This window comes from Rhodococcus sp. NCIMB 12038, from assembly GCF_002165735.1.
Classification (GTDB): domain Bacteria; phylum Actinomycetota; class Actinomycetes; order Mycobacteriales; family Mycobacteriaceae; genus Rhodococcus_F.
In genome coordinates, this window is sequence record NZ_NHML01000031.1 from 74,041 (window position 1) to 95,966 (window position 21,926).

Here is a 21,926-nt window from a genome sequence, read left to right on the forward strand (position 1 = left end):
GCTCGCCTCCGTCACATGACGACCGGCTGACCGGTGATCATCGCGATCACGTAGGTCAGCCGGCCGAGCTGTGTCTGTCGGTGTCAGCGCCCGGTGAGCGCCGCCAGGGCGGGGACGAGTTGGACGAGCGCCCGCCCTCGATGCGAGGAGGCGTCCTTCTCCTCGGGTGAGAGCTGGGCGGCCGATCGGGTGTCCCCCTCTGGCACGAACACCGGGTCGTAGCCGAATCCGCCGTCGCCGACGGGTTCACCGGCGACGCTGCCCCGCCATTCGCCCCGGACCACCGTTTCCTCGCCGCCCGGAACCACTAGGGCGCACGCCGAGACGAACGCCGCTCCCCTGCGGTCTTCGGGCACGTCGGCGAGCTGAGCCAGGACCAATGCGGTGTTCGCGGGATCGTTCCCGTGGGTGCCCGACCACCGGGCGGACAGGATTCCGGGCATACCGTTCAGTGCATCCACCTCGATTCCGGAATCGTCTGCGACACAGGGCAATCCGGTGGCGGCGGCGCCGTCCCGCGCTTTCGCGAGAGCGTTCTCCTCGAACGTCGCACCGGTTTCGGGGGCCTCGGGGTATTCGGGCACGGCGTCGAGCCCGACGAGTTCGATTCCGTCGACGCCGGCCGCCGCGAGCACGCGATGCAGTTCCCGGAGTTTTTTCGCGTTGCGGCTGGCCACCAGCACCCGTGTGGTTTCCGGCACCGGTCTAGCTCCCGAACTTCTTCTTCGACGTCTCCGGGACCTTCGGCTCGGGAAGCTCACCGGGATAGGGCAGTTCGAGTGCCGCCTTCTGGATCTCGAACAGCTGCTCGCAGCCTGCGAGCGCGGAATCCAGCAGCTTGTCGAGCGTGCTCCGCGGGAAAGTCGCGCCTTCGCCGGTGCCCTGGATCTCGACGAGGGTGCCGGTGTCGGTGGCAACCACGTTCATGTCGACCTCCGCGCGCGAGTCCTCCTCGTACGGCAGGTCGAGGCGCACACGGCCGTCGACGACGCCCACACTCACCGCGGCGATGCCGCAGGAGATGGGCTGGGGGTCGGCGAGGCGGCCCGCGGCACGGAGGTAGGACACCGCGTCGACGAGCGCCACGTAGGCGCCGGTGATGGCGGCGGTGCGGGTTCCGCCGTCGGCCTGCAGGACGTCGCAGTCGAGGGCAATGGTGTTCTCACCGATGGCGGCGAGATCGATGCAGGCGCGGAGGGAGCGTCCGACGAGCCGGCTGATCTCCTGGGTACGTCCCCCGACCTTGCCCTTGACGGACTCTCGGCCGCTGCGGGTGTGGGTGGCGGCGGGCAGCATGGCGTATTCGGCGGTCAGCCAGCCGAGCCCGGAGCCCTGACGCCAGCGGGGAACGCCGTCCTCGACGCTGGCGGTGCACATCACCCGGGTGTTTCCGAATTCCACCAGCACCGATCCCGCGGGATGGGTTGTGAAGCCTCGGGTGATCTTGACCTCGCGGAGTTCGTCGTCCGCCCTGCCGTCTTCTCGTGTGGTCACAGCGGAGAGCCTAGCCGTCCCCGGGTGGGGCGCGGACACGGCGTCAGACGGTGTAGACGCCGCCGGCGGACACTGCATGCACGGGACCGGAGAATTCGGCCTTGGCCTCGGCGATGACGTCCTCGCGGGACGTCCACGGCGGGATGTGGGTGAGCAGCAGTTCGGCGACGCCGGCACGGTGTGCGACCTGGCCGGCCTCGGTGCCCGAGAGGTGGATGCCTTCGGGACGGTCCGGGCTGTGCGTCCACGACGCCTCGGCAAGCAGCACGTCGGCGTCGCGGGCGAGTTCGATCACTTCTTCGCACATGCCGGTGTCGCCGGTGTAGACGAGGGTCCGTCCGGCGCCGTTGGTCAGTCGGAACCCGTAGGCCTCGGGCGGGTGGTTGACCCGCCGCGCGGTGATGGTGAGATCGCCGACCGTGACCTGTTCACCGTCGGCCCAGTGGTGCAGATCGATCGTGTCGGAGATGTCGTCGATGTCCCCGCCGCACTCGGCGGACGCGACACCGATCCGGCGGGCGGTGTCGGACGGGCCGTAGACGAGGGCGCGCCCTGTCGGCGGATTCGGATGGTAGCGACGCCAGACGAGCAGTCCGGGGAGGTCCAGGCAGTGGTCCGCGTGCAGGTGGCTGAGGAGGACGGACACCTCGCCGGGATCGGCGAACCGTTGGAGCGCACCGAGGACACCGGGTCCGAAGTCGAGTACGAGCGGCGGTGTGTCCGGCGCGGTCAACAGATAACCCGATGCAGGTGAGTCTGGTCCGGAGACGCTCCCTGAACATCCCAGGACGGTAATGCGCATACCCGCCATGCTGCCACGACGACCCGTTTCGGAAAAAGCTTCCGACGGAATTGGCGCGTCGACCTCACAACCGATGGGGAAATGTGACCTGACCATGCTGATCTACCGTGAATCCGGCCTCGTTACCGTTCCCATGCCTCTTCGAGGACCTGGACCTGTGGGTCGTAGGTTCCGGTGGAGAGGTATTTCCATCCGCCGTCGGCGACCACAAAGGCGATGTCGGCGCGCTGCCCCGATTCGACGGCGGACCACGCCACATCGAGTGCGGCATGGAGATTGGCGCCGGTGGACGTGCCTGCGAAGATTCCCTCGACGTCGATCAACTCGCGGGTGCGCTGGATCGCCTCGGCGTGACGCACTCGGAATCGACGGGTGAGTACCGACTCGTCGTACAACTCCGGGACGAATCCCTCTTCGATGTTGCGGAGGCCGCACACCATCTCCCCGAAGCGCGGTTCCGCGGCCACGATCTCGACGCCGTCGACGTGTTCGCGGAGGAACCGGCCCGTCCCCATGAGGGTTCCGGTGGTGCCGAGCCCCGCCACGAAATGGGTGATCTCGGGCAGGTCCCGCAGGATCTCCGGCCCGGTCGTCTCGTAGTGCGCCATCGCGTTGGCCGGGTTGCCGTATTGGTAGAGCAGCACCCAGTCCGGATTCTCGTTCGACAGTCGCATCGCGACGGCGACGGCCTCGTTGGAACCACCGGCGGCCGGGGAGTCGATGATCCGGGCGCCGAACATCGTCAGGAGCTGGCGGCGTTCCATCGACGTGTTCTCGGGCATCACGCAGATCAGCTGATAGCCCTTCAGTTTTGCGGCCATGGCCAGGGAGATTCCGGTGTTTCCGCTGGTCGATTCGAGAATCGTCGACCCCGGGGTCAGACGGCCGTCCCGTTCGGCCTGCTCGATCATGCGCAGTGCCGGCCGATCCTTGATCGAACCGGTGGGATTGTGATCCTCGAGCTTGGCCCACAACCGGACCGGGTTGCTGCCGTTCCAGCGTGGCGACAGCCGGGGCAGGCCGACGAGTGGTGTGTTCCCGAGAGTGTCAATGTACGAATCGAACCTTGCCACGTCAGTGATCAGCCTTCCGTGACTACACGGCGTACGGACGGACACTCGCTGTCGACGTCGGGGGTCGAATCTGTGACAGCCATGATCAACTCCTGAGGGTGCGATGGGGTGCGGCGACGGAGGCCTGCCGTGGGGACGTCCGGACCCCGGCGACCCGGCGTGTGCGCGAATCCGCAAGTTCGAACCCCTCGACCGGCCCTCCACGACGACACTGTCGATGGCCTGAACTACGCAGTTTTGGTGTGCCCGGATCTCGCGAGGAGCGTACCAGCAGGCCGTTCGCCCGGCCGCCGGATGCGGCGTACACGCCGGTAGAACACGTGTTCGCCGTGGACGGCCACTTATCCGAACGATTGCGGCCCTACCGCTTTCCGGGCCCGCTGCTTCCTGGCGCCGGCGGAGAGCAGCCACGCGGCGAGGACACCGCCGACGGCGCCGAAAAGGTGGCCCTGCCAGGACACACCGGGCGCGCTCGGCAGCACACCCCACAGCAGACTGCCGTACACGACGAACACCACCACGCCGACGAGGATCTGGCCGAGGTTGCGAGCGAAGACTCCCCGGACCAGCAGGTAGGCGAGCCAGCCGAAGATCAGGACGGAGGCGCCGATGTGGTTGGAATAGGATCCGCCGGTCAACCAGGTGCCCAGACCGCCGACCACCCAGACGATTCCGGTGGCGGCGAGGCCGCGGGCGATGCCCGACAGCAGCACGAGGAAGCCGAGGACCAGCAGTGGGACGGTGTTCGCGAACAGGTGCGCCCAGTCGTCGTGGAGGACCGGGGCGAACAGAATTCCCCACAGCCCGTCGATCGTGCGCGGCTGGACGCCGTTGTCTTCGAGTCGCTCGTCGGACGCCACGTCGGCGATCTCGATGACGTACAGCAGCATCGTGAACGTGCCGACGAGGATCGCGGACTGCAGCCACAGCGGCTTCGACTTGCGCGCGGGTGCCGGCGACGTACCCCTCGGCACCGGCGAGCCGAATCGCGAGGAGTCGAACGGCGACGTCATGATCCGCACACCCTTGTCGTCATGCCCACAGCTGCCCTTCCAGTGCTTCTTCCGCTTCCTCGACCGTACCGCCGTAGGCGCCGGTCGACAGATATTTCCATCCGCCGTCGGCGACGATGAACGCGATGTCGGCGGCGCGTTCGGCCTTGACCGCTTTGCGCGCGACTCCCAGCGCGGCGTGGAGGATCGCGCCGGTGGAGATGCCCGCGAAGATCCCTTCGTTGTCGATCAGTTGCCGGGTGCGGCGGACGGCGTCGGCGGGGCCGACGGAGAACCGTGAGGTGAGGACGGATTCGTCGTACAGTTCGGGGACGAAGCCCTCGTCGATGTTGCGGAGGCCGTACACGAGTTCCCCGTAGCGGGGTTCCGCCGCGACGATCTCGATGCCGTCGACGTGTTCGCGGAGGTAGCGACCCACGCCCATCAGGGTTCCGGTGGTGCCGAGGCCCGCCACGAAGTGGGTGATCTCGGGCAGGTCCCGCAGGATCTCCGGCCCTGTCGTCTCGTAGTGCGCCAGCGCGTTCGCGGGATTGCCGTATTGGTACAGCATCACCCAGTCGGGATGCTCCGCGGACAGCTCCTTGGCCACGGCCACAGCCTGATTCGAGCCGCCACGCGCCGGTGAGTCGATGATCTCGGCGCCGAACATCGTCAGCAGTTGCCTTCGTTCGACGGACGTGTTCTCGGGCATCACGCAGATGAGGTGGTAGCCCTTGAGTTTCGCGGCCATCGCCAGGGAGATGCCGGTGTTCCCGCTGGTCGGCTCGAGGATCGTGGCGCCGGGTGTCAGGGTGCCGTCGTTCTCGGCCTGTTCGATCATGCGGAGAGCGGGCCGGTCCTTCACCGAACCGGTGGGATTGCGGTCTTCGAGCTTCGCCCACAGGCGGACCGGCGAGGTGCCGGTCCAGCTCGGCGACAGGCGCGGCAGCCCGACGAGGGGTGTGTCACCGAGGGTGTCGATGAGCGAATCGAACCGCGCCACGGCCGCGATCAGCCTCCGGCGACGGCGGGCAGGATGGTCACGGAATCCCCGTCGGCCACCTCGGTGTCGAGTCCGCCCGAAAAGCGGACGTCCTCGTCGTTGACGTACACGTTGACGAACCGGTGCAGCCGGCCACCGTCGATCAGGCGGTCCTTGATGCCGCCGTAGTTGCCGTCGAGGTCGTCGATGACGGCGGAAAGTGTGGGACCTGTTGCCTCCACCCGCTTTTCGCCGCCGGTATGGGAACGCAGGATGGTGGGGATCGAAACTGTGACAGCCATGGTCGGCTCCTCGGGATGTGGGTGTCTTTCTGCCGCGGGACCGTCGCGAGGGACGGCGTCGTCACTTGTCGGGGACGTCCGCCACCGAGGTGTGGGCGAACTTGTAGCTCTGCACCACGTCGACGGGTTCCTCGGTGACGACGCCGTCGACGATGCGGTAGCTGCGCAGTTCGTGGGCGTCGGGGTCGCGGGTGGAGATGAGCACGTAGTGGGCGTCCGGTTCGGATGCGAAGGAGATGTCGGTCCGGCTGGGATACGCCTCGGTGGCGGTGTGCGAGTGGTAGATCACGACGGGCACCTCGTCGGCGTCGTCCATCGCGCGCCACACCTTCAGCTGCTCACCGGAGTCGAATCGGTAGAACGTCGGCGAACGTTCGGCGTTGATCATCGGGATGTGCCGTTCGGGGCGGTCGGAGTCCTCGGGCCCGGCGATGACCCCGCACGCTTCGTCCGGGTGGTCGGCCCGCGCGTGCGCGACCATCGCCTCGACGAAGTCCGATCGAATCACCAGCACGTCATCCACCTCCGTGAGCGCCATCCTAGGTGCGGACCGTCGACTCGGCCACCGAACAGGGCCGGGACCGCGTCAGGAACGCAGTGCCGAGGGGAACAGTTCGCGGTACGTGGGAATTCCCGCGACCGGGGTGGCGCTGAGGACGGCGTCGACGATGGCCTTCTCCACCACTTCGGCGGCCGCCGTGCAGACGGCGTCGACGACGGGCAGATCGGGCGGGAACGCGTCGGGCACGCCGGCCGGGTGGTGCACCGGGTGGATGCCGGTGGCGAGCGCGAAGATCGTGTCGCCGTCGAGCGGCGAATGCGCGGGCCGGATCGCGCGGGCGAGCCCGTCGTGTCCGGCCACGGCGACGCGGCGCATCGCCGCCTTGCCGAGGGCAGCGTCGGTCGCGACGACCCCGATGGTCGTGTTGAGGACGGTGCTTTTGGCCATCAGTTCGCGTGCCGCCGCCACCTCGGCGGCGACCGGCGGCCGGAGTCCGAACGCGGCTGCACCCACGGTGGCGACACCCCACGGCAGTCCGGTCGCCGGGTCGAACACGGTTCCGACGGGATTGGCCACCATCAGCGCGGACACGGTGATGCCCTTCGCCGGACCGTCCGTGATGACGACGCTCGCCGTTCCGACCCCGCCCTTGATCGCCCCCGCGCGCGCCCCGACCCCGGCACCCACCGAACCGGAGAGCACCGTGTGCGACGCAGAATCCGCTGCACGGTAACCGAATTCGGCGGTGGGACGAGTTCGCCAGTCGCCGACCGGCAGATCGAAGATGACGGCGGCGGGGACGATCGGGACCACCTGATCGGGCTCGCCCATGGCGATTCCGTGACCGTGCTCCTCCAGCCATCGCATGACGCCGTCCGCGGCGGCGAGCCCGTACGCGCTGCCGCCGGTGAGGACGATCGCGTGCACCTTCCGGACGCTGTGGCTGGGGTCGAGGAGGTCCGTTTCCCTGGTGCCCGGCCCGCCGCCGCGGACGTCGACCGCACCGATCGCGCCGTGCGGCGCGAGGACGACCGTGCACCCGGTGGCGGCACCGCTGCCGAGTGCGGCGTCCGGATCGAGTTCGTGGTGGTGCCCGACGCTCAAGCCGACCACATCGACGAGCGAATCGGTGCGGCCCGGCGTCGTGCCCGTCACGGTGCCAGTGCCTGAACGAGCGAGTCCTGCATCCAGGTCAGCCAGTGATAGATGTCGAGGTGCGGTGCGCGGGGATCATTCGGATCGAGTTCGTCGGGCGTGTCGGCGTCGATGCCCAGGTTGGTCCCGAGCGCCAGCCGGACGTCGTTGAGACCGCTGAGCCAGGCGTCGGCCTGCTCCGGCGTGAGCAGAACCTTGCCGCCGTTCTCCGGGACGGTGTGAAGGATGACCGAACCCGCGGCCAGTTTGGCGTCGATGATCTCCGGTTCGTGGAGTCCGCGTAGCGCACCATTGACGTCGGCCTTCGATTCGGCGCGGATCTCGTCGTCGTCCGGCGCGTCCATGTCGGGGCGGTGGAAGTCGGGCAGCAGCCGGGCGAGGACCTCCTCGTCGGGTGGCGTCGTGTTGCCCGTCCGCATCCCGGTGAGCGCGGCGAGTTCGTCGGCCGGTGCCGACGCCGCCCGCTCCTCGAGGAGGCCGAGGACGGAGGCGACCAGCGATCGCAGCACCGTCGCCTCGTGCTCGTCCATCTCCGAGCGCAACTTCATGCCCCCGAGCGAGTTCTTCCTGCTCCACATCCGCACGTCGTGTACCGAGTTCCTTACTGTCCGAACGGAAAGTTAGCTGCTGTCCCGCTGCATCGTGGCCCACAGGCCCGCCGCGTGCAGCTTGCGTACATCGTTTTCGACCTTGTCGCGGGAGCCGCTCGACACCACGGCCTTCCCCTCGGAATGCACCTGCATCATCAATTCCGTCGCCTTCGCTTTGCTGTACCCGAAGAGCTTCTGGAAAATGTAGGTGACGTAGTGCATCAAATTCACCGGATCGTCCCACACGACGGTGACCCAGGGACGATCATTGGCTTCATCGACCTCGACGACCTCCGACTCTGCAGGGGTGACCTGCGGCGATGCCGGCATGGCATCCACGAATGGAGCTGTCGTCGAGCAATGAGCCATGAGACAAGGGTACGACGCTCCACCGCCCGGCGACACCGCGGCTTACAGTGGCCGGGTGTCCAGAGACAGCACCGCCTTGTTCACCGACCAGTACGAGTTGACGATGCTGTCGGCGGCCCTCGCCGACGGTTCCGCCCACCGTCGCTGCAGCTTCGAGGTGTTCGCCCGCCGCCTTCCGGACGGTCGCCGCTACGGTGTCGTCGCCGGCACCGCCCGCCTGGTCGCTGCGCTGTCGAACTTCCGCTTCGGCGAACCGGAACTCGAGATCGTCTCTCGCTTCCTCGACGACGCCACCCTCGCCTGGCTGCGTGACTATCGGTTCAGCGGCGACATCGACGGCTACCGCGAGGGCGACTTCTACTTTCCCGGTTCCCCGCTCCTGTCGGTCCGCGGAACGTTCGCCGAGTGCGTGCTGCTCGAGACGCTGATCCTGTCGATCCTCAACCACGACAGCGCGATCGCGTCCGCCGCCGCACGCATGGTCAGCGCCGCCGACGGCCGACCGATGATCGAGATGGGTTCGCGGCGTACCCACGAGGAATCCGCGGTGGCGGCCTCGCGCGCCGCGTACCTGGCGGGTTTCACGGCCACGTCGAATCTGGAGGCGGTCCGCAGGCACGGCGTGCCGGGTGCGGGCACCAGTGCGCACGCGTTCACCCTGTTGCACACCACCCCGGACGGGCCGGACGAGGCGGCGGCGTTCCGCGCGCAGGTCGCGGCACTCGGAGTCGGAACCACACTCCTTGTCGACACGTACGACATCACCGCGGGCGTCGAGACGGCCGTCGAGGCCGCGGGCCCCGGTCTCGGGGGTGTCCGGATCGACTCCGGTGATCTGGGTGTCCTCGCCCGTCAGGTGCGCGGGCAACTCGACGGCCTCGGGGCGACCGGGACGAAGATCGTCGTGTCCGGCGACCTCGACGAGTACGCCATCGCCGCGTTGCGGGCCGAACCGGTCGACGTCTACGGGGTCGGCACGTCCGTCGTCGTCGGGTCGGGTGCGCCGACCGCGGGAATGGTCTACAAGCTCGTCGAGGTGGACGGCATCCCCGTCGAGAAGCGGAGCAGCAACAAGGCGTCGCGGGGCGGCGTCAAGAAAGCGGTGCGGTTCGCCCGCGACACCGGAACCCTGGTGGAGGAGGTCGTGTACCCGGCCCACTCCGACGCACCCGGCGCAACCGGTCTCGACGCGACAGAACTACTGGTCCCGCTGGTGCGGGGCGGTGAGACCGCCTGCGGGGCGACTACTCTGGAGGACAGCAGATCCCTCCTGGCGGCGGGCCTCGTCAGTCTCCCCTGGGAGGGTTTGAAGCTCTCCCACGGCGAGCCCGCAATCCCCGTGCGCTTCGCCGAACCCGAATCCAGGAGGGCACCGTGACCGAGAACACCGACGCCCGGCGGGCACTGCTCGTGGTCGACGTCCAGAACGACTTCTGCGAGGGCGGCTCCCTCGCCGTCGAGGGCGGTTCCGCGGTCGCGGCGGCGATCAGCCGCTTCCTGGCCGGCGCCGAGTACGACGCGATCGCGGCCACCATCGACCACCACATCGACCCGGGCCACCACTTCTCCGAGGAACCGGACTACGTCGACACGTGGCCGGTGCACTGCAAATCGGGAACCCACGGCGCGGAGTTCCACCCGGACCTCGATCGCAGTGGCATCGAGTCGGTGTTCTCCAAGGGCGAGTTCTCGGCCGCGTACTCGGGCTTCGAGGGTACGAACTCCGACGGCCACAGCCTGGAGAAATGGCTGCGTGCGGCCGGAGTCACCGAGGTCGACATCGTGGGCATCGCCACCGATCACTGTGTGGTCGCGACGGCACTCGACGCCGTGGCGGCCGGCTTCCCGACGCGCGTGCTCCTCCCCCTCACCGCGGGCGTGGCGCCCGCGACCGTCGAGGCCGCGATCTCCGCCATGCGGGCCGCCGGGGTACGCCTCGTGGGACGCGACGCGGAGGCCCCCTCGGACCGCGTGACGATTTCTGACGTAGGTCCCGAGTAACCTGCTCGGGTGCCTGAAAACCTCCCCAACGTCCCCGAGCTGTTGCGCACGGCGGTGCGGTCGCTGGGCGGTGCCGAGCGGTCCAACCAGCTGACCATGGCTTCCGCCGTCGCGCATTCGATCGACACCGGGGAGCATCTGGCCGTCCAGGCCGGTACGGGTACCGGCAAGTCGCTCGCCTACCTCGTGCCGAGCGTGCGGCACGCGGTGCAGAGCGGCAAGACGGTCATCGTCTCGACGGCCACCATCGCGCTGCAGCGTCAGCTGATCGACCGCGACATGCCGCGGCTCGCGGACGCGCTCGCGGGTTCACTCGGCCGCAGGCCACACTTCGCGATCCTGAAGGGCCGCAACAACTATCTGTGCATGAACAAGATCCACACCGGGACTGCGGAGGAACCGCCGGCCGACGAGCTGTTCGATCCGTTCGCGGTGTCCCGGCTCGGCCGTGAGGTCCAGCGACTCACCGAGTGGTCCTCGGACACCGAGACCGGCGACCGCGACGACCTGACCCCCGGAGTCAGCGACAAGGCGTGGCGCCAGGTCAGCGTCACGGCCCGCGAGTGCCTCGGCAAATCCCGCTGCCCGGTCGGCGAGGACTGCTTCGCGGAGCGGGCCCGCGCGGAGGCGTCGCAGGTCGACGTCGTGGTCACCAACCACGCCCTGCTCGCCATCGACGCCATCACCGGAATCGCGATCCTTCCCGAACACGACGTCGTGGTCATCGACGAGGCGCACGAACTGGTCGACCGCGTCACCAACGTCGCCACCGCCGAGCTGGCGGCGTCGACGATCAGTGCCGCGGCGCGGCGCTGCGCAAAGCTCGTCGAGGAGCAGGACGCCGATCGCCTCGAGGCGGCGGGCGAGGGCTGGGCGGCGCTGCTGGAGGAGTTGCGGCCGGAACGGTGGGAGGCGTTGCCGCCCGGCGCGGCACCCGCGCTCGCCGCCGTCCGCGACGCCGCCTGGGCGCTGCGCACGGCCATCGGCCCGTCCCGTCCCGGCATGGCGTTGAGCGACCCGGAGGCGGCCGCCGCCCGCAACACCGCACTCGCGTCGGTCGAGGAGGTTCACGACAGCGCCGTCCGCGTCCTCAGCGCGTTCGACGAGCCGGACCCGGCGAAGCGTCACGACGTGGTGTGGCTGGCCGCCGACGACAACCGCGGTTCGATCCGCCGGGTGGTGCGGATGGCGCCGCTGTCGGTCGGCGGGCTGCTGCGGTCCCGGCTGTTCGCGGAATCGACCGTGGTCCTCACGTCCGCGACGCTGACCGTCGGCGGGTCCTTCGACGGCCTCGCCGTCAACTGGGGGCTTCCCGCGGAGTCGTCCGTCGTGATCGATCCGGCGATGGCCACCGGGTCCGAGGCGCCGTCCGACGCGGGCACGTTGAAGTGGAACGCCCTGGACGTCGGGTCGCCGTTCGACCACGCCCGCGCCGGCATCATCTACATCGCGAAGCAACTGCCGCCGCCGGGGCGGGACGGCCTCTCCCCCGCATATCTCGACGAGATCGCCGAACTCGTCGAGGCGGCGGGTGGGCGGACGCTGGGATTGTTCTCGTCGATGCGGGCCGCGAAGGCCGCCTCCGAGGCCATGCGCGACCGGCTCGACACCCCGATCCTGTGCCAGGGCGACGACTCGACGGGTGCCCTCGTCCGGGCGTTCGCCGGCGACGAGCCGACGTCGCTGTTCGGCACGTTGTCGCTGTGGCAGGGCGTCGACGTGCCGGGCCCGTCCCTGAGCCTGGTGATCCTCGACCGCATCCCGTTCCCCCGCCCCGACGACCCGCTGCTGGTCGCCCGGCAGAAGGCGGTGGAGTCGCGGGGCGGCAACGGGTTCCTTTCCGTCGCAGCCAATCACGCGGCGCTGCTGCTCGCGCAGGGCGTGGGACGTCTGCTGCGCAGTGTCGACGACAAGGGCGTGGTGGCGGTCCTCGATCCGCGGCTCGCCACCGCCCGGTACGCCGGGTATCTGCGGGCGTCGCTGCCGCCGTTCTGGGAGACGTCGGACCCGGAGGTCGTGCGCAAGGCGCTGGGACGGATCCGCGACTCGCGTCCCTGAACCGCGCTCGTGCCGGCCTGAAACGCTGTCGTGCACTGAGTCGGACAGCGGATCGGTGCGCACCTATGCTCGACCGATGGACCTTGCGATCTCAGTCCGCGGACTCACCAAGAAGTTCGGTGAAGTCCTCGCCCTCGACGGCCTCGATCTGGAGGTGAAGTCGGGCGAGGTGCACGGATTCCTCGGACCCAACGGCGCGGGCAAGTCCACGACCATCCGGGTGCTTCTCGGTCTGCTGCGCGCAGACGGGGGTTCGGCGTCCGTTCTCGGTGCCGATCCGTGGCGTGATTCCGTACCCGTGCACCGGCGGCTCGCCTATGTGCCGGGGGAAGTGAACCTGTGGCCCAACCTGTCCGGCGGCGAGGCGATCGACCTTCTCGGGCGCCTGCGCGGCGGACTCGATCCGGCCCGGCGCGCGTCGCTGATCGAGCGGTTCGAACTCGACCCCACCCGGAAGGGCCGCACCTACTCGAAAGGCAACCGGCAGAAGGTCGCCCTCGTGGCCGCGCTCGCCACCGACACCGAACTCCTCGTCCTCGACGAGCCGACGTCGGGCCTGGACCCGTTGATGGAGGCGGTGTTTCAGGAGTGCATCACCGAATTCGCGCGCGGCGGGCGCACGGTGCTGCTGTCCAGTCACATCCTCGCCGAGGTGGATGCGCTGTGCCACGCCGTGACCATCATCCGGGCAGGCCGGACGGTGCAGGCGGGAACACTGTCCGAGCTGCGGCATCTCACCCGGACGACGGTGACGGCGACCACCCGGATCAAGCCCAGTCCCATCGCGAACGTCCCCGGTGTGCACAACCTGCAGAAGGGTGCGGACGCGAACACGGTGACGTTCGACGTCGATTCCGACCAGATCGACCCGGTCATGACCACGTTGACGGGGCTGGGCATCGTGTCGATCACCGCCAACCCGCCGACCCTGGAGGACTTGTTCCTCCGCGAGTACCGCGACGAGGTCGAGGCGCTCGGGATCGGACGGCCGCAGTGAGTCAGTTGAGCGGAACGGGTGTGCTCGCCGAATTGGCGGTGCGCACCGACCGGGTCCGGATTCCGGTGTGGACGGTCGCGGTGGCGGGGCTCACCGTCCTGCTCGCGTCCAGTTACTCCACCATCTACCCGACCACCGAATCCCGGCAGGCCCGTGCCGAACTCATCTCGTCCCCGGCCGCCACCGCCCTTGCCGGGCCGGGCTACGGCCTGGACGACTACACGCTGGGTGCGATGGTCGCCAACGAGATCGCCGGCATGACGATGGTGGCCGTGGCGATCATGTCGGTGCTGCTGGTGACGCGGCATCTGCGGACGGAGGAGGAGACCGGGCGCGCGGAGCTGGTGCGCGCCGGCGTCGTCGGGCGGTACGCGGGGATCACGGCGGGACTGATCTCGGCGGCCCTCGCCAATGTGTTCGTCGCGCTGCTGCTGGTGATCGGGTTGCTCGCCGTGGGTCTGCCGCCGGCGGGTTCGCTGAACATGTCGGCGGGTGTCCTGGTCGTGGGTCTGGTGTTCACTGCGCTGTCGGCGCTGGCGTCGCAGCTCACCGAACACGCCCGCGCGGCAAGCGGTGCCGGGATCTGCGCGGTCGTCGTCGCGTACCTGCTGCGGGCGGTGGGCGATGTGCAGCAGGGACACAGCGGGAGCCTGCTGACGTGGGTGTCTCCGATCGGCTGGTCGCAGGCCACCCGCGCGTACGTCGACGAACGCTGGTGGCCGCTGCTGATCGGCGTCGTCGCGGCGGCGCTGACCGTCGTGTGCGCGTATGCGGCCATCGGTCGCCGGGACGTCGGGGCGGGACTCCTTCCGCCGCGGGGCGGTCGTGCCGAGGCGTCCCCCCGCCTGACCGGGGTCACCGCGCTCGCGGCGCGTCAGCAGCGCGGCCAGATCCTCGCCTGGGGTGTCGGCGTGTTCGCGCTGTCGCTGCCGATCGGTTCCCTCGGCAGGCAGATCAGCGATTTCATCGAACAGGACCCTGATCTCGCACAGCTGCTGCCGGGTGGCGCCGCGGCGGCCGCCGACGGCGCGTTCGCCCTGTATCTGGTGTTCCTGGTGGTGATGGCCGCGATGTACGCCGTCGGTGCCGTCGTGTCGATCCGCTCGGAGGAATCGTCGGGTCGCGCCGAGGAAGCCCTGGCCACCCCCGTGTCGCGGGCGCGGTGGCTCGGGGGCCAGCTGGTCGTGATCGCGGCCGCGGCCGTCGCGATCGCGGTGGCGGCCGGGGTCGGCATGGGGATCACCGCGGCGTTCACGCTGGCCGACGCGGGCGCGCTCGGCCGGCTGATCGGCGCGGCCCTGAACACGGTGCCGGCCGTGCTCGTGATCGTCGGATCGTGCGCGGCCGTCTACGGGTTGATCCCTCGCGCGCTGCCCGCACTGTGGGCGTTCGTGGGCTACGTTCTCGTCGCCGGAATGTTCGGGGAGGTCCTCCCGGACTGGTTCGGGATTCTCTCCCCCTTCCACTACACGCCGGCGCTGCCTGCCGAGAGCTTCTCGGCCGCTCCCCTCGTCGTTCTGCTGCTTCTCGCGGCGGCCTTGTTCCTCGCCGCCGTCGCCGGCTTCCGGCGCCGGGACGTCGGCCCGTAGGCCGTGCCGGGACGAACCCGGACCGGCTCGGTGGAGCCGGTCAGGGGTTCGGCACCGTCACCAGCCCCAGCTCCGACGGATCGACGAGCAACTCGTGGTGCGGAAGCACCCGCACCGTGTACCCGACCGACCCGGACAGCGGCAGAGCCAGATCGGCGACGAACAACTCTCCCGACTCGTCCGAGGCCGAGTGGGTCATCGGAACGGTGACGATGTCGGTGAGCTCCTCGTCCGGTCCGGCCTTGCCGATCACGGCCTGCACGGTGACGTCGTCGACGGACAGTTCACCGAGGCGGATACGGGCGCGGAGTACCAGATTCGCTCCGATCTCGGGGGTGTCGGGCAGCCCCGCGCCGTCGACCTGTAGGACCGTCACCGCGGGCCATGCGGCCTCGACGCGTCGACGGAACGCGGCGAGCTCGCGGGCGCCGGCGAAGTTCTCCGCCGCCACCGTCCGGGCCGACGCGGCGGCGGGCGCGTAGTACTGGACGGCGTAGTCGCGCACCATCCGTGACGCCAGCACCTTGGGCCCGAGGTTCTGCAACGTGTGACGCACCATCTCCACCCAGCGCACCGGCAGTCCGTCCGCGCGGTCGTAGAACCTCGGCAGGACGGCGCGCTCGAGCAGTTCGTACAGTGCGCTGGCCTCGAGGTCGTCACGACGGGTCTCGTCGACGACGCCGTCCGCGGTGGGGATGGCCCAGCCGTTCTCGCCGTCGAACATCTCGTCCCACCAGCCGTCGCGGATCGACAGGTTCAGTCCGCCGTTGAGGGCCGACTTCATCCCCGACGTTCCGCAGGCCTCTAGCGGGCGCAGCGGGTTGTTGAGCCAGACGTCGCAACCCCAGTACAGGTACCGCGCCATCGACATGTCGTAGTCGGGGAGGAACGTGATGCGGTGCCGCACGTCGGCGGCGTCGGCGAACCGCACGACCTGCTGGATGAGTGCCTTCCCGCCGTCGTCCGCGGGGTGGCTCTTCCCGGCGACCACCAGCTGTACCGGACGCTCCTCGTCGAGGAGCAGGGCCCGGAGCCGCTCGGGGTCGCGCAGCATCAGCGTCAGACGCTTGTAGGTGGGCACCCGCCGGGCGAAGCCGACGGTGAGCACATTCGGGTCGAACACCTCGTTCGTCCAGCCGAGCTCGGCGGACGTCGCGCCGCGTTCGATCCAGGACGCCCGGACCCGGCGGCGCACCTCCTCCACGAGTTTTCCGCGCAGCGCGTTGCGGGTCGCCCACAGCTCCTCGGCGGACAGATCCTGCAGCCGCTCCCAGCCGCGGGCCTCCTCCACCAGTTCGGGACCCAGGATGCGGGTGGCCAGATCGATCCATTCGGGTGCGGCCCAGGTGGGCGCGTGGACACCGTTGGTGACCGAGCCGATGGGCACCTCTCCGGCGTCGAAGCCGTGCCACAGCGGCTGGAACATCTCCCGGCTGACGATGCCGTGCAGCTTGGACACACCGTTCGCGCGCTGCCCGAGACGCAGGCCCATGTGGGCCATGTTGAACACGGTCGGATCCGATTCGCGGCCGAGTCCGAGGATCCGGTCGATCGTCAGCCCCGGCAGCAGGGACGATTCGTTCGCCCCGTTGTCGCCGCCGAAGTAGTGCCGCACGAGGTCGGCGGGGAACCGGTCGATTCCCGCGGGAACCGGGGTGTGGGTCGTGAAGACGGTGCCGGCGCGGACCGTGGCCAGCGCCTCGTCGAAGTCGAGCCCGCCGGTGGTGACCAGTTCGCGGATCCGCTCGATGCCGAGGAACCCGGCATGCCCCTCGTTCATGTGGAAGACGGCGGGATCGGGCAGGCCGTAGGCGTGGGTGTAGGCGCGCACGGCGCGGACGCCGCCGATGCCGGCGAGGATCTCCTGTTTGATGCGGTGGTCCTGGTCGCCGCCGTACAGGCGGTCGGTGACGCCCCGCATCTCGGCGTCGTTCTCCGCGATGTCGGAGTCGAGCAGCAGCAGCGGGACGCGCCCCACCTGGGCGATCCACACGCGGGCGCGCAGGACCCGGCCGCCGGGGACCGCGACGTGCACGAGGACCGGCGCCCCGTCGGACGACTGCGGCCCGGACTCGGTGAGCAGGCGCAGCGGGAGGCCCTGCGGGTCGTGCGGCGGGTAGTGCTCGGCCTGCCAGCCGTCCGCGGTCAGCGACTGCCGGAAGTATCCCGAGCGGTACAGCAAACCGACACCGATCAGCGGCAGTCCCAGATCGGATGCCGCCTTCAGGTGGTCGCCCGCGAGAATCCCGAGGCCGCCGGAGTAGTTGGGCAGCACTTCGCTGACCCCGAACTCCATTGAGAAATATGCGATCCCGCCGTCCAGCGACACTCCCTTGGCCTGCTGGTTCTGATACCAGCGGGGCCGGGACAGGTAGTCGTCGAGGTCGGCGGCCGCGGCGTCGAGGCGGGCCAGGAACGCGACGTCCTCGGCCAGTTCGTCCAGGCGGGCGGGGTCGACCTCACCGAGCATCCGGACCGGGTCGAACTGCACCTGCCGCCACAGGTCCTCGTCCAGCAATCCGAACAGTTCCTGCGTGGCCGGATGCCACGACCAGCGAAGATTGGTGGACAGCGGGCCGAGGGCAGCGAGCCGCTCCGGAAGGTGGGCTCGGACAGTGAACCGACGCAAGGCTTTCACCTCGCGAACGATAACGCACTGCGGGCGTCGTTGCGCCGTGTCGGGCCGGGTGGACGTCAGATCTGCAATCCGGACAGGAACCGGTCGACTCCATTACGGTTGAACGGGCGGCCCAGCCCACGAGCCGCCGGCAACTTCCGGCTATGGAACGGAGCCCAGTGTGACAGGTCGACTCGGAATCGACGACGTGGAACCGAACGTCGGGTGCGGCCGCTTTCCCGCCAAGGCCGTTGTGGGTGAGGTGTTTCCCGTACGGGCAACCGTGTGGCGCGAAGGTCACGACGCCGTGGCCGCCACGCTTGCGGTGCGGGGGCCGCGCAGTGCTTCTTCGGGCGGCTCGGCGACGTTCCGGATTCCCATGACCAGCGGTCCGGTGCCCGACACCGTCGACGGCTCCTTCACCCCGACCGGTGAGGGTCTCTGGACGTTCCGCATCGAGGCCTGGAGCGACCCGATCACCACGTGGAAGCACGCGGTCGAGGCGAAGCTGGCGGTGGGGCAGGGTCCGGCCGAACTGGCCAACGACCTCGAGATCGGTGCGCGGTTGTTCGAGCGTGCCGCGAAGGGCGTCCCCCGCGCGGACCGTTCACGGCTGACCGGGGTCGCGGCGTCGCTGCGTTCCGACCGTCACCTCTCCGAGCGGGTGGCTCCGGCGTTCGGATCGGACGTGACCGAACTGCTCCGCGCGCATCCGCTGCGCGAACTGGTGACGAAGAGCGAGGCGCACACCGTGCTCGTCGATCGCACGCGTGCCCTTTTCGGGTCGTGGTACGAGTTCTTCCCCCGATCCACCGGGGGCCGGGACGAGAACGGCAAGCCCCGCCACGGGACGTTCGCGACGTCCGCTGCGGCCCTTCCCCGCATCGCGTCGATGGGTTTCGACGTGGTGTACCTGCCGCCGATCCACCCGGTCGGAAAGGTCAACCGGAAGGGCCCCAACAACACGCTGACCCCGGGCCCCGAGGACGTCGGTTCGCCTTGGGCGATCGGCTCGGACGAGGGCGGCCACGACGCGATCCATCCCGAACTCGGGACGATGCGCGATTTCAAGGCGTTCATCGCTGCCGCCAAGAAGCTGAACCTGGAGGTGGCGATCGACCTGGCCCTGCAGGCCGCACCGGACCATCCGTGGGCGAAGAAGCACCCGGAATGGTTCACCGTCCTCCCCGACGGCACCATCGCCTACGCCGAGAACCCGCCGAAGAAGTATCAGGACATCTACCCGGTCAACTTCGACGACGACCGCGACGGCATCTACGCGGAGGTCCTGCGGGTCGTGCGGCACTGGGTTGCGGCGGGCGTCAAGATCTTCCGGGTCGACAACCCGCACACCAAACCTGCGGACTTCTGGGAGTGGCTGATCGCCGAGGTCAAGAAGACGGATCCGGACGTCCTGTTCCTGTCCGAGGCGTTCACCCGTCCGGCGCGACTGTACGGTCTCGCCCGCCGCGGGTTCACGCAGTCGTACACGTATTTCACGTGGCGGACGGCCAAGTGGGAGTTGACGGAGTTCGGCAAGGAGATCGCCGCCAAGGCCGACGAGGCGCGTCCCAACCTTTTCGTCAACACCCCGGACATCCTGCACGAGAGCCTGCAGACCGGCGGTCCGGGCATGTTCGCGCTGCGCGCCGCGCTGGCGGCAACCCTGTCGCCCACGTGGGGCGTGTACTCGGGATACGAACTGTACGAACATGTTCCGGTGCGTCCGGGCAGTGAGGAGTACCTCGACTCGGAGAAGTACGAGTTGCGCCCCCGCGACTTCGAGGGAGCGGCCGCCCGCGGCGAGTCACTGGAACCGTGGATCACCGCGCTCAACCGGATTCGCAGGCAGCATCCGGCGCTGCAGCAGTTGCGCAACATCCATTTCCACCACGTCGACAACGACGCCCTGATCGCGTACTCCAAGTTCGACGCCACCACCGGCGACGCCGTGCTGACGGTGATCAATCTCAACCCGTACGGCGCCGAGCAGGGCAACGTGTGGCTCGACATGCCGGCGCTGGGCCGCGACTGGCACGACCACCTGACCGTGCTCGACGAGGTCACCGGGGAGCAGTATCACTGGGGGCAGACCAACTTCGTGCGCCTCGAACCGTGGCGGGCCGTGGCCCATATCCTGGCACTACCGTCGATTCCCTATCCGGCCAGAACGAAGCTGGCCTACCGCGGAGGTACATAGTGACCGTCGAACCGCCTGTCGCCATCGCACCCGACGCCGCCGACCTGGACCTGCTGGCCCGGGGCGAGCATCACAACCCGCACTCGATCCTGGGTGCCCACCCGCATCCCGAGGGCACGGTGATCCGTGCCCTGCGCCCCTACGCGGAGGCAGTCGACGCCGTCATCGGTGGGACGAGTTTCTCGCTGGAGCACCTCGCGCACGGTGTGTGGGGGGCGCTGGTGCCGTACCGGGATCTGATGGACTACCGGCTGTCCACGACGTGGCCGGGTGGTCACAACGACGTCTCCGCCGACGGCTACCGGTTCCTGCCCACGCTCGGCGAACTCGACCTGCACCTGTTCGGCGAGGGTAGGCACGAACGGCTGTGGGAGATCCTCGGCGCGCACCGCCGCCGCTACGACACGCCCGACGGCACCGTCACCGGCACCTCGTTCGCCGTGTGGGCTCCCAATGCCCGCGGGGTGAGCGTGATCGGCGATTTCGACGGGTGGAGCGGCCGGAACTTCCCGATGCGGGTGCTCGGATCCACCGGGGTGTGGGAGTTGTTCGTCCCCGGCATCGAGGTCGGCGACCTGTACAAGTTCCGGGTCCACGGCCCCGACGGCACTGTCCGCGACAAGGCCGACCCCATGGCCTTCGCGACGGAGGTCCCTCCCGCGACCGCGTCCCGGGTGTCGGTGAGCACGTACGAATGGAACGACGCCGACTGGCTGGCCCAGCGGGCGGCCACCGAACCCGCACAGTCCCCGATGAGCGTGTACGAGGTTCACCTCGGGTCGTGGCGGCCCGGGCTGAACTACCGCGAGATGGCCGAGCAACTCGCCACCCACATCACGGAGACGGGGTTCACGCACGTCGAACTGCTGCCGGTCGCCGAGCACCCGTTCGGCGGGTCCTGGGGATACCAGGTGACGTCGTACTACGCGCCCACGTCACGGTTCGGCTCCCCCGATGACTTCCGGTGGTTCGTCGACCACCTGCACGCCGCCGGCATCGGCGTCATCGTCGACTGGGTTCCCGCCCACTTCCCCAAGGACGAGTGGGCGCTGGCCCGGTTCGACGGCACACCGCTCTACGAACACAGCGATCCCCAGCGCGGCGAGCAACTCGACTGGGGAACGTACGTGTTCGATTTCGGGCGACGCGAGGTCCGCAACTTCCTTGTCGCCAACGCGCTGTACTGGCTCGACGAGTTCCACGTGGACGGTCTGCGCGTCGACGCGGTCGCGTCGATGCTGTACCTCGACTATTCGCGGCCGGAAGGTGGCTGGACACCGAACATCCACGGCGGCCGGGAGAACCTGGAGGCAGTCGCGTTTCTGCAGGAGACCAATGCCACGGTCCACAAGCAGCACCGTGGGGTCGTCACCATCGCCGAGGAGTCGACGGCGTGGCCGGGTGTCACCCGCGCAACCAACGTCGGCGGTCTCGGTTTCAACATGAAATGGAACATGGGGTGGATGCACGACACCCTCGGGTTCCTGGCGCACGACCCCGTCCACCGCAGCTATCACCATCACGAGATCACGTTCTCCCTGATGTACGCGTGGAGCGAGAACTATCTGCTCCCCATCAGCCATGACGAGGTGGTGCACGGCAAGGGCACGCTGTGGACGCGGATGCCCGGCAACGACTGGTCGAAGGCCGCCGGCGTGCGGGCCCTGCTGGCGTACATGTGGTCGCACCCCGGCAAGCAACTGCTGTTCATGGGTCAGGAGTTCGGGCAGACCGCGGAGTGGTCCGAGGAACGCGGACTCGACTGGTATCAGCTCGACGACCCGTACACCGGCGGCTTCCACCGCGGTCTGCTCCGGCTCGTCCACGACCTCAACGCCACGTACCGCGAGCACCCGGCACTGTGGACGCTTGACACGTCACCGGGCGGGTTCTCCTGGATCGACGCCAACGACACCGCGAACAACGTCCTGAGCTTCCTGCGGTACGGCACCGACGGGTCGATTCTGGCGTGCCTGTTCAATTTCTCGGGCTCCGCGCACGCGAATTATCGTGTGGGCTTGCCAGAACGGGGCGAATGGCGTGAAATTCTCAACACCGACGCCGAGGTCTACGCAGGATCGGGTTGGGGAAATCTCGGTGCGGTGACGGCAACTTCGCAGCCGTGGCACGGCCGTCCCGCCTCGGCAGAGGTGGCACTGCCCGCGAACGGCGCGATCTGGATGAGTCTGGAGCGTTGATGAAG

General features: G+C 69.0%; 19 protein-coding genes. 7 read left to right on the plus strand and 12 right to left on the minus strand.

Features of this window, described 5'->3' with window-relative positions; all coding sequences use genetic code 11:
* Positions 1-83 precede the first annotated feature (83 nt).
* From rdgB to clpS, 11 genes are all read right to left on the minus strand, one after another.
* Positions 84-701 (minus strand): RdgB/HAM1 family non-canonical purine NTP pyrophosphatase, encoded by a 618-nt coding sequence (gene rdgB / locus CA951_RS33950; protein ID WP_087561049.1) that lies wholly within the window; start codon positions 699-701, stop codon positions 84-86.
* A 4-nt stretch (positions 702-705) separates the two neighbouring features.
* The gene (gene rph, locus CA951_RS33955; protein WP_087561050.1) at positions 706-1,494 is read right to left on the minus strand and encodes a ribonuclease PH; all 789 of its coding nucleotides are present in this window, start codon (positions 1,492-1,494) and stop codon (positions 706-708) included.
* 43 nt (positions 1,495-1,537) lie between these two features.
* Positions 1,538-2,296 carry a cyclic nucleotide-degrading phosphodiesterase gene (locus CA951_RS33960; protein WP_179220416.1) on the minus strand — a complete coding sequence of 253 codons (759 nt, stop codon included), beginning with the start codon at positions 2,294-2,296 and terminating at the stop codon, positions 1,538-1,540.
* A 122-nt stretch (positions 2,297-2,418) separates the two neighbouring features.
* Positions 2,419-3,369 carry a PLP-dependent cysteine synthase family protein gene (locus CA951_RS33965; RefSeq protein ID WP_087561052.1) on the minus strand — a complete coding sequence of 317 codons (951 nt, stop codon included), beginning with the start codon at positions 3,367-3,369 and terminating at the stop codon, positions 2,419-2,421.
* Between the two features lie 341 nt (positions 3,370-3,710).
* Positions 3,711-4,382, minus strand: a complete 672-nt coding sequence (locus tag CA951_RS33970) for a rhomboid family intramembrane serine protease (RefSeq protein ID WP_087561082.1) — start codon at positions 4,380-4,382, stop codon at positions 3,711-3,713.
* Positions 4,383-4,401: 19 nt separating this feature from the next.
* Positions 4,402-5,364 carry a PLP-dependent cysteine synthase family protein gene (locus tag CA951_RS33975; RefSeq protein WP_087561053.1) on the minus strand — a complete coding sequence of 321 codons (963 nt, stop codon included), beginning with the start codon at positions 5,362-5,364 and terminating at the stop codon, positions 4,402-4,404.
* A gap of 8 nt (positions 5,365-5,372) precedes the next feature.
* Complete coding sequence (locus CA951_RS33980; protein ID WP_072947006.1) at positions 5,373-5,645, minus strand: MoaD/ThiS family protein; 273 nt, start codon at positions 5,643-5,645, stop codon at positions 5,373-5,375.
* Between the two features lie 61 nt (positions 5,646-5,706).
* Positions 5,707-6,126: a Mov34/MPN/PAD-1 family protein gene (locus CA951_RS33985; RefSeq protein WP_236580991.1), complete on the minus strand. Its 420-nt coding sequence runs from the start codon at positions 6,124-6,126 to the stop codon at positions 5,707-5,709.
* 105 nt (positions 6,127-6,231) lie between these two features.
* Entirely contained in the window at positions 6,232-7,302 is a 1,071-nt protein-coding gene (locus tag CA951_RS33990) for a P1 family peptidase (RefSeq protein WP_087561055.1), read from the minus strand.
* Entirely contained in the window at positions 7,299-7,886 is a 588-nt protein-coding gene (locus CA951_RS33995) for a DUF2017 domain-containing protein (protein ID WP_087561056.1), read from the minus strand. Before CA951_RS33995 ends, CA951_RS33990 begins: the two co-directional genes overlap by 4 nt.
* Before the next feature lie 36 nt (positions 7,887-7,922).
* Positions 7,923-8,261: an ATP-dependent Clp protease adapter ClpS gene (clpS, locus tag CA951_RS34000; RefSeq protein WP_072947001.1), complete on the minus strand. Its 339-nt coding sequence runs from the start codon at positions 8,259-8,261 to the stop codon at positions 7,923-7,925.
* On the opposite strand from clpS, the gene CA951_RS34005 reads away from it, so the two are divergent.
* From CA951_RS34005 to CA951_RS34025, 5 genes are all read left to right on the plus strand, one after another.
* Positions 8,260-9,639 carry a nicotinate phosphoribosyltransferase gene (locus tag CA951_RS34005; protein ID WP_087561057.1) on the plus strand — a complete coding sequence of 460 codons (1,380 nt, stop codon included), beginning with the start codon at positions 8,260-8,262 and terminating at the stop codon, positions 9,637-9,639. The two genes, clpS and CA951_RS34005, sit on opposite strands and share 2 nt — an antisense overlap.
* Complete coding sequence (locus CA951_RS34010; protein ID WP_087561058.1) at positions 9,636-10,262, plus strand: nicotinamidase; 627 nt, start codon at positions 9,636-9,638, stop codon at positions 10,260-10,262. The genes CA951_RS34005 and CA951_RS34010 overlap by 4 nt, the downstream gene beginning before the upstream one ends.
* A gap of 9 nt (positions 10,263-10,271) precedes the next feature.
* Positions 10,272-12,320 carry an ATP-dependent DNA helicase gene (locus CA951_RS34015; protein WP_087561059.1) on the plus strand — a complete coding sequence of 683 codons (2,049 nt, stop codon included), beginning with the start codon at positions 10,272-10,274 and terminating at the stop codon, positions 12,318-12,320.
* Between the two features lie 76 nt (positions 12,321-12,396).
* Entirely contained in the window at positions 12,397-13,317 is a 921-nt protein-coding gene (locus CA951_RS34020) for an ABC transporter ATP-binding protein (RefSeq protein WP_087561060.1), read from the plus strand.
* Entirely contained in the window at positions 13,314-14,906 is a 1,593-nt protein-coding gene (locus CA951_RS34025) for an ABC transporter permease (protein WP_256974206.1), read from the plus strand. The genes CA951_RS34020 and CA951_RS34025 overlap by 4 nt, the downstream gene beginning before the upstream one ends.
* Positions 14,907-14,946: 40 nt before the next feature.
* Here the strand turns inward: CA951_RS34025 and glgP are convergent, their stop codons facing one another.
* Positions 14,947-17,544: an alpha-glucan family phosphorylase gene (gene glgP / locus CA951_RS34030; protein WP_087561061.1), complete on the minus strand. Its 2,598-nt coding sequence runs from the start codon at positions 17,542-17,544 to the stop codon at positions 14,947-14,949.
* A 160-nt stretch (positions 17,545-17,704) separates the two neighbouring features.
* Between glgP and CA951_RS34035 the strand changes: the two genes are divergently transcribed.
* Together CA951_RS34035 and glgB are read left to right on the plus strand one after the other, a co-directional pair.
* Positions 17,705-19,723 (plus strand): alpha-1,4-glucan--maltose-1-phosphate maltosyltransferase, encoded by a 2,019-nt coding sequence (locus tag CA951_RS34035; protein ID WP_087561062.1) that lies wholly within the window; start codon positions 17,705-17,707, stop codon positions 19,721-19,723.
* The gene (gene glgB, locus CA951_RS34040) at positions 19,723-21,921 is read left to right on the plus strand and encodes a 1,4-alpha-glucan branching protein GlgB (RefSeq protein ID WP_087561063.1); all 2,199 of its coding nucleotides are present in this window, start codon (positions 19,723-19,725) and stop codon (positions 21,919-21,921) included. The genes CA951_RS34035 and glgB overlap by 1 nt, the downstream gene beginning before the upstream one ends.
* The last annotated feature ends 5 nt before the right edge of the window (positions 21,922-21,926 follow it).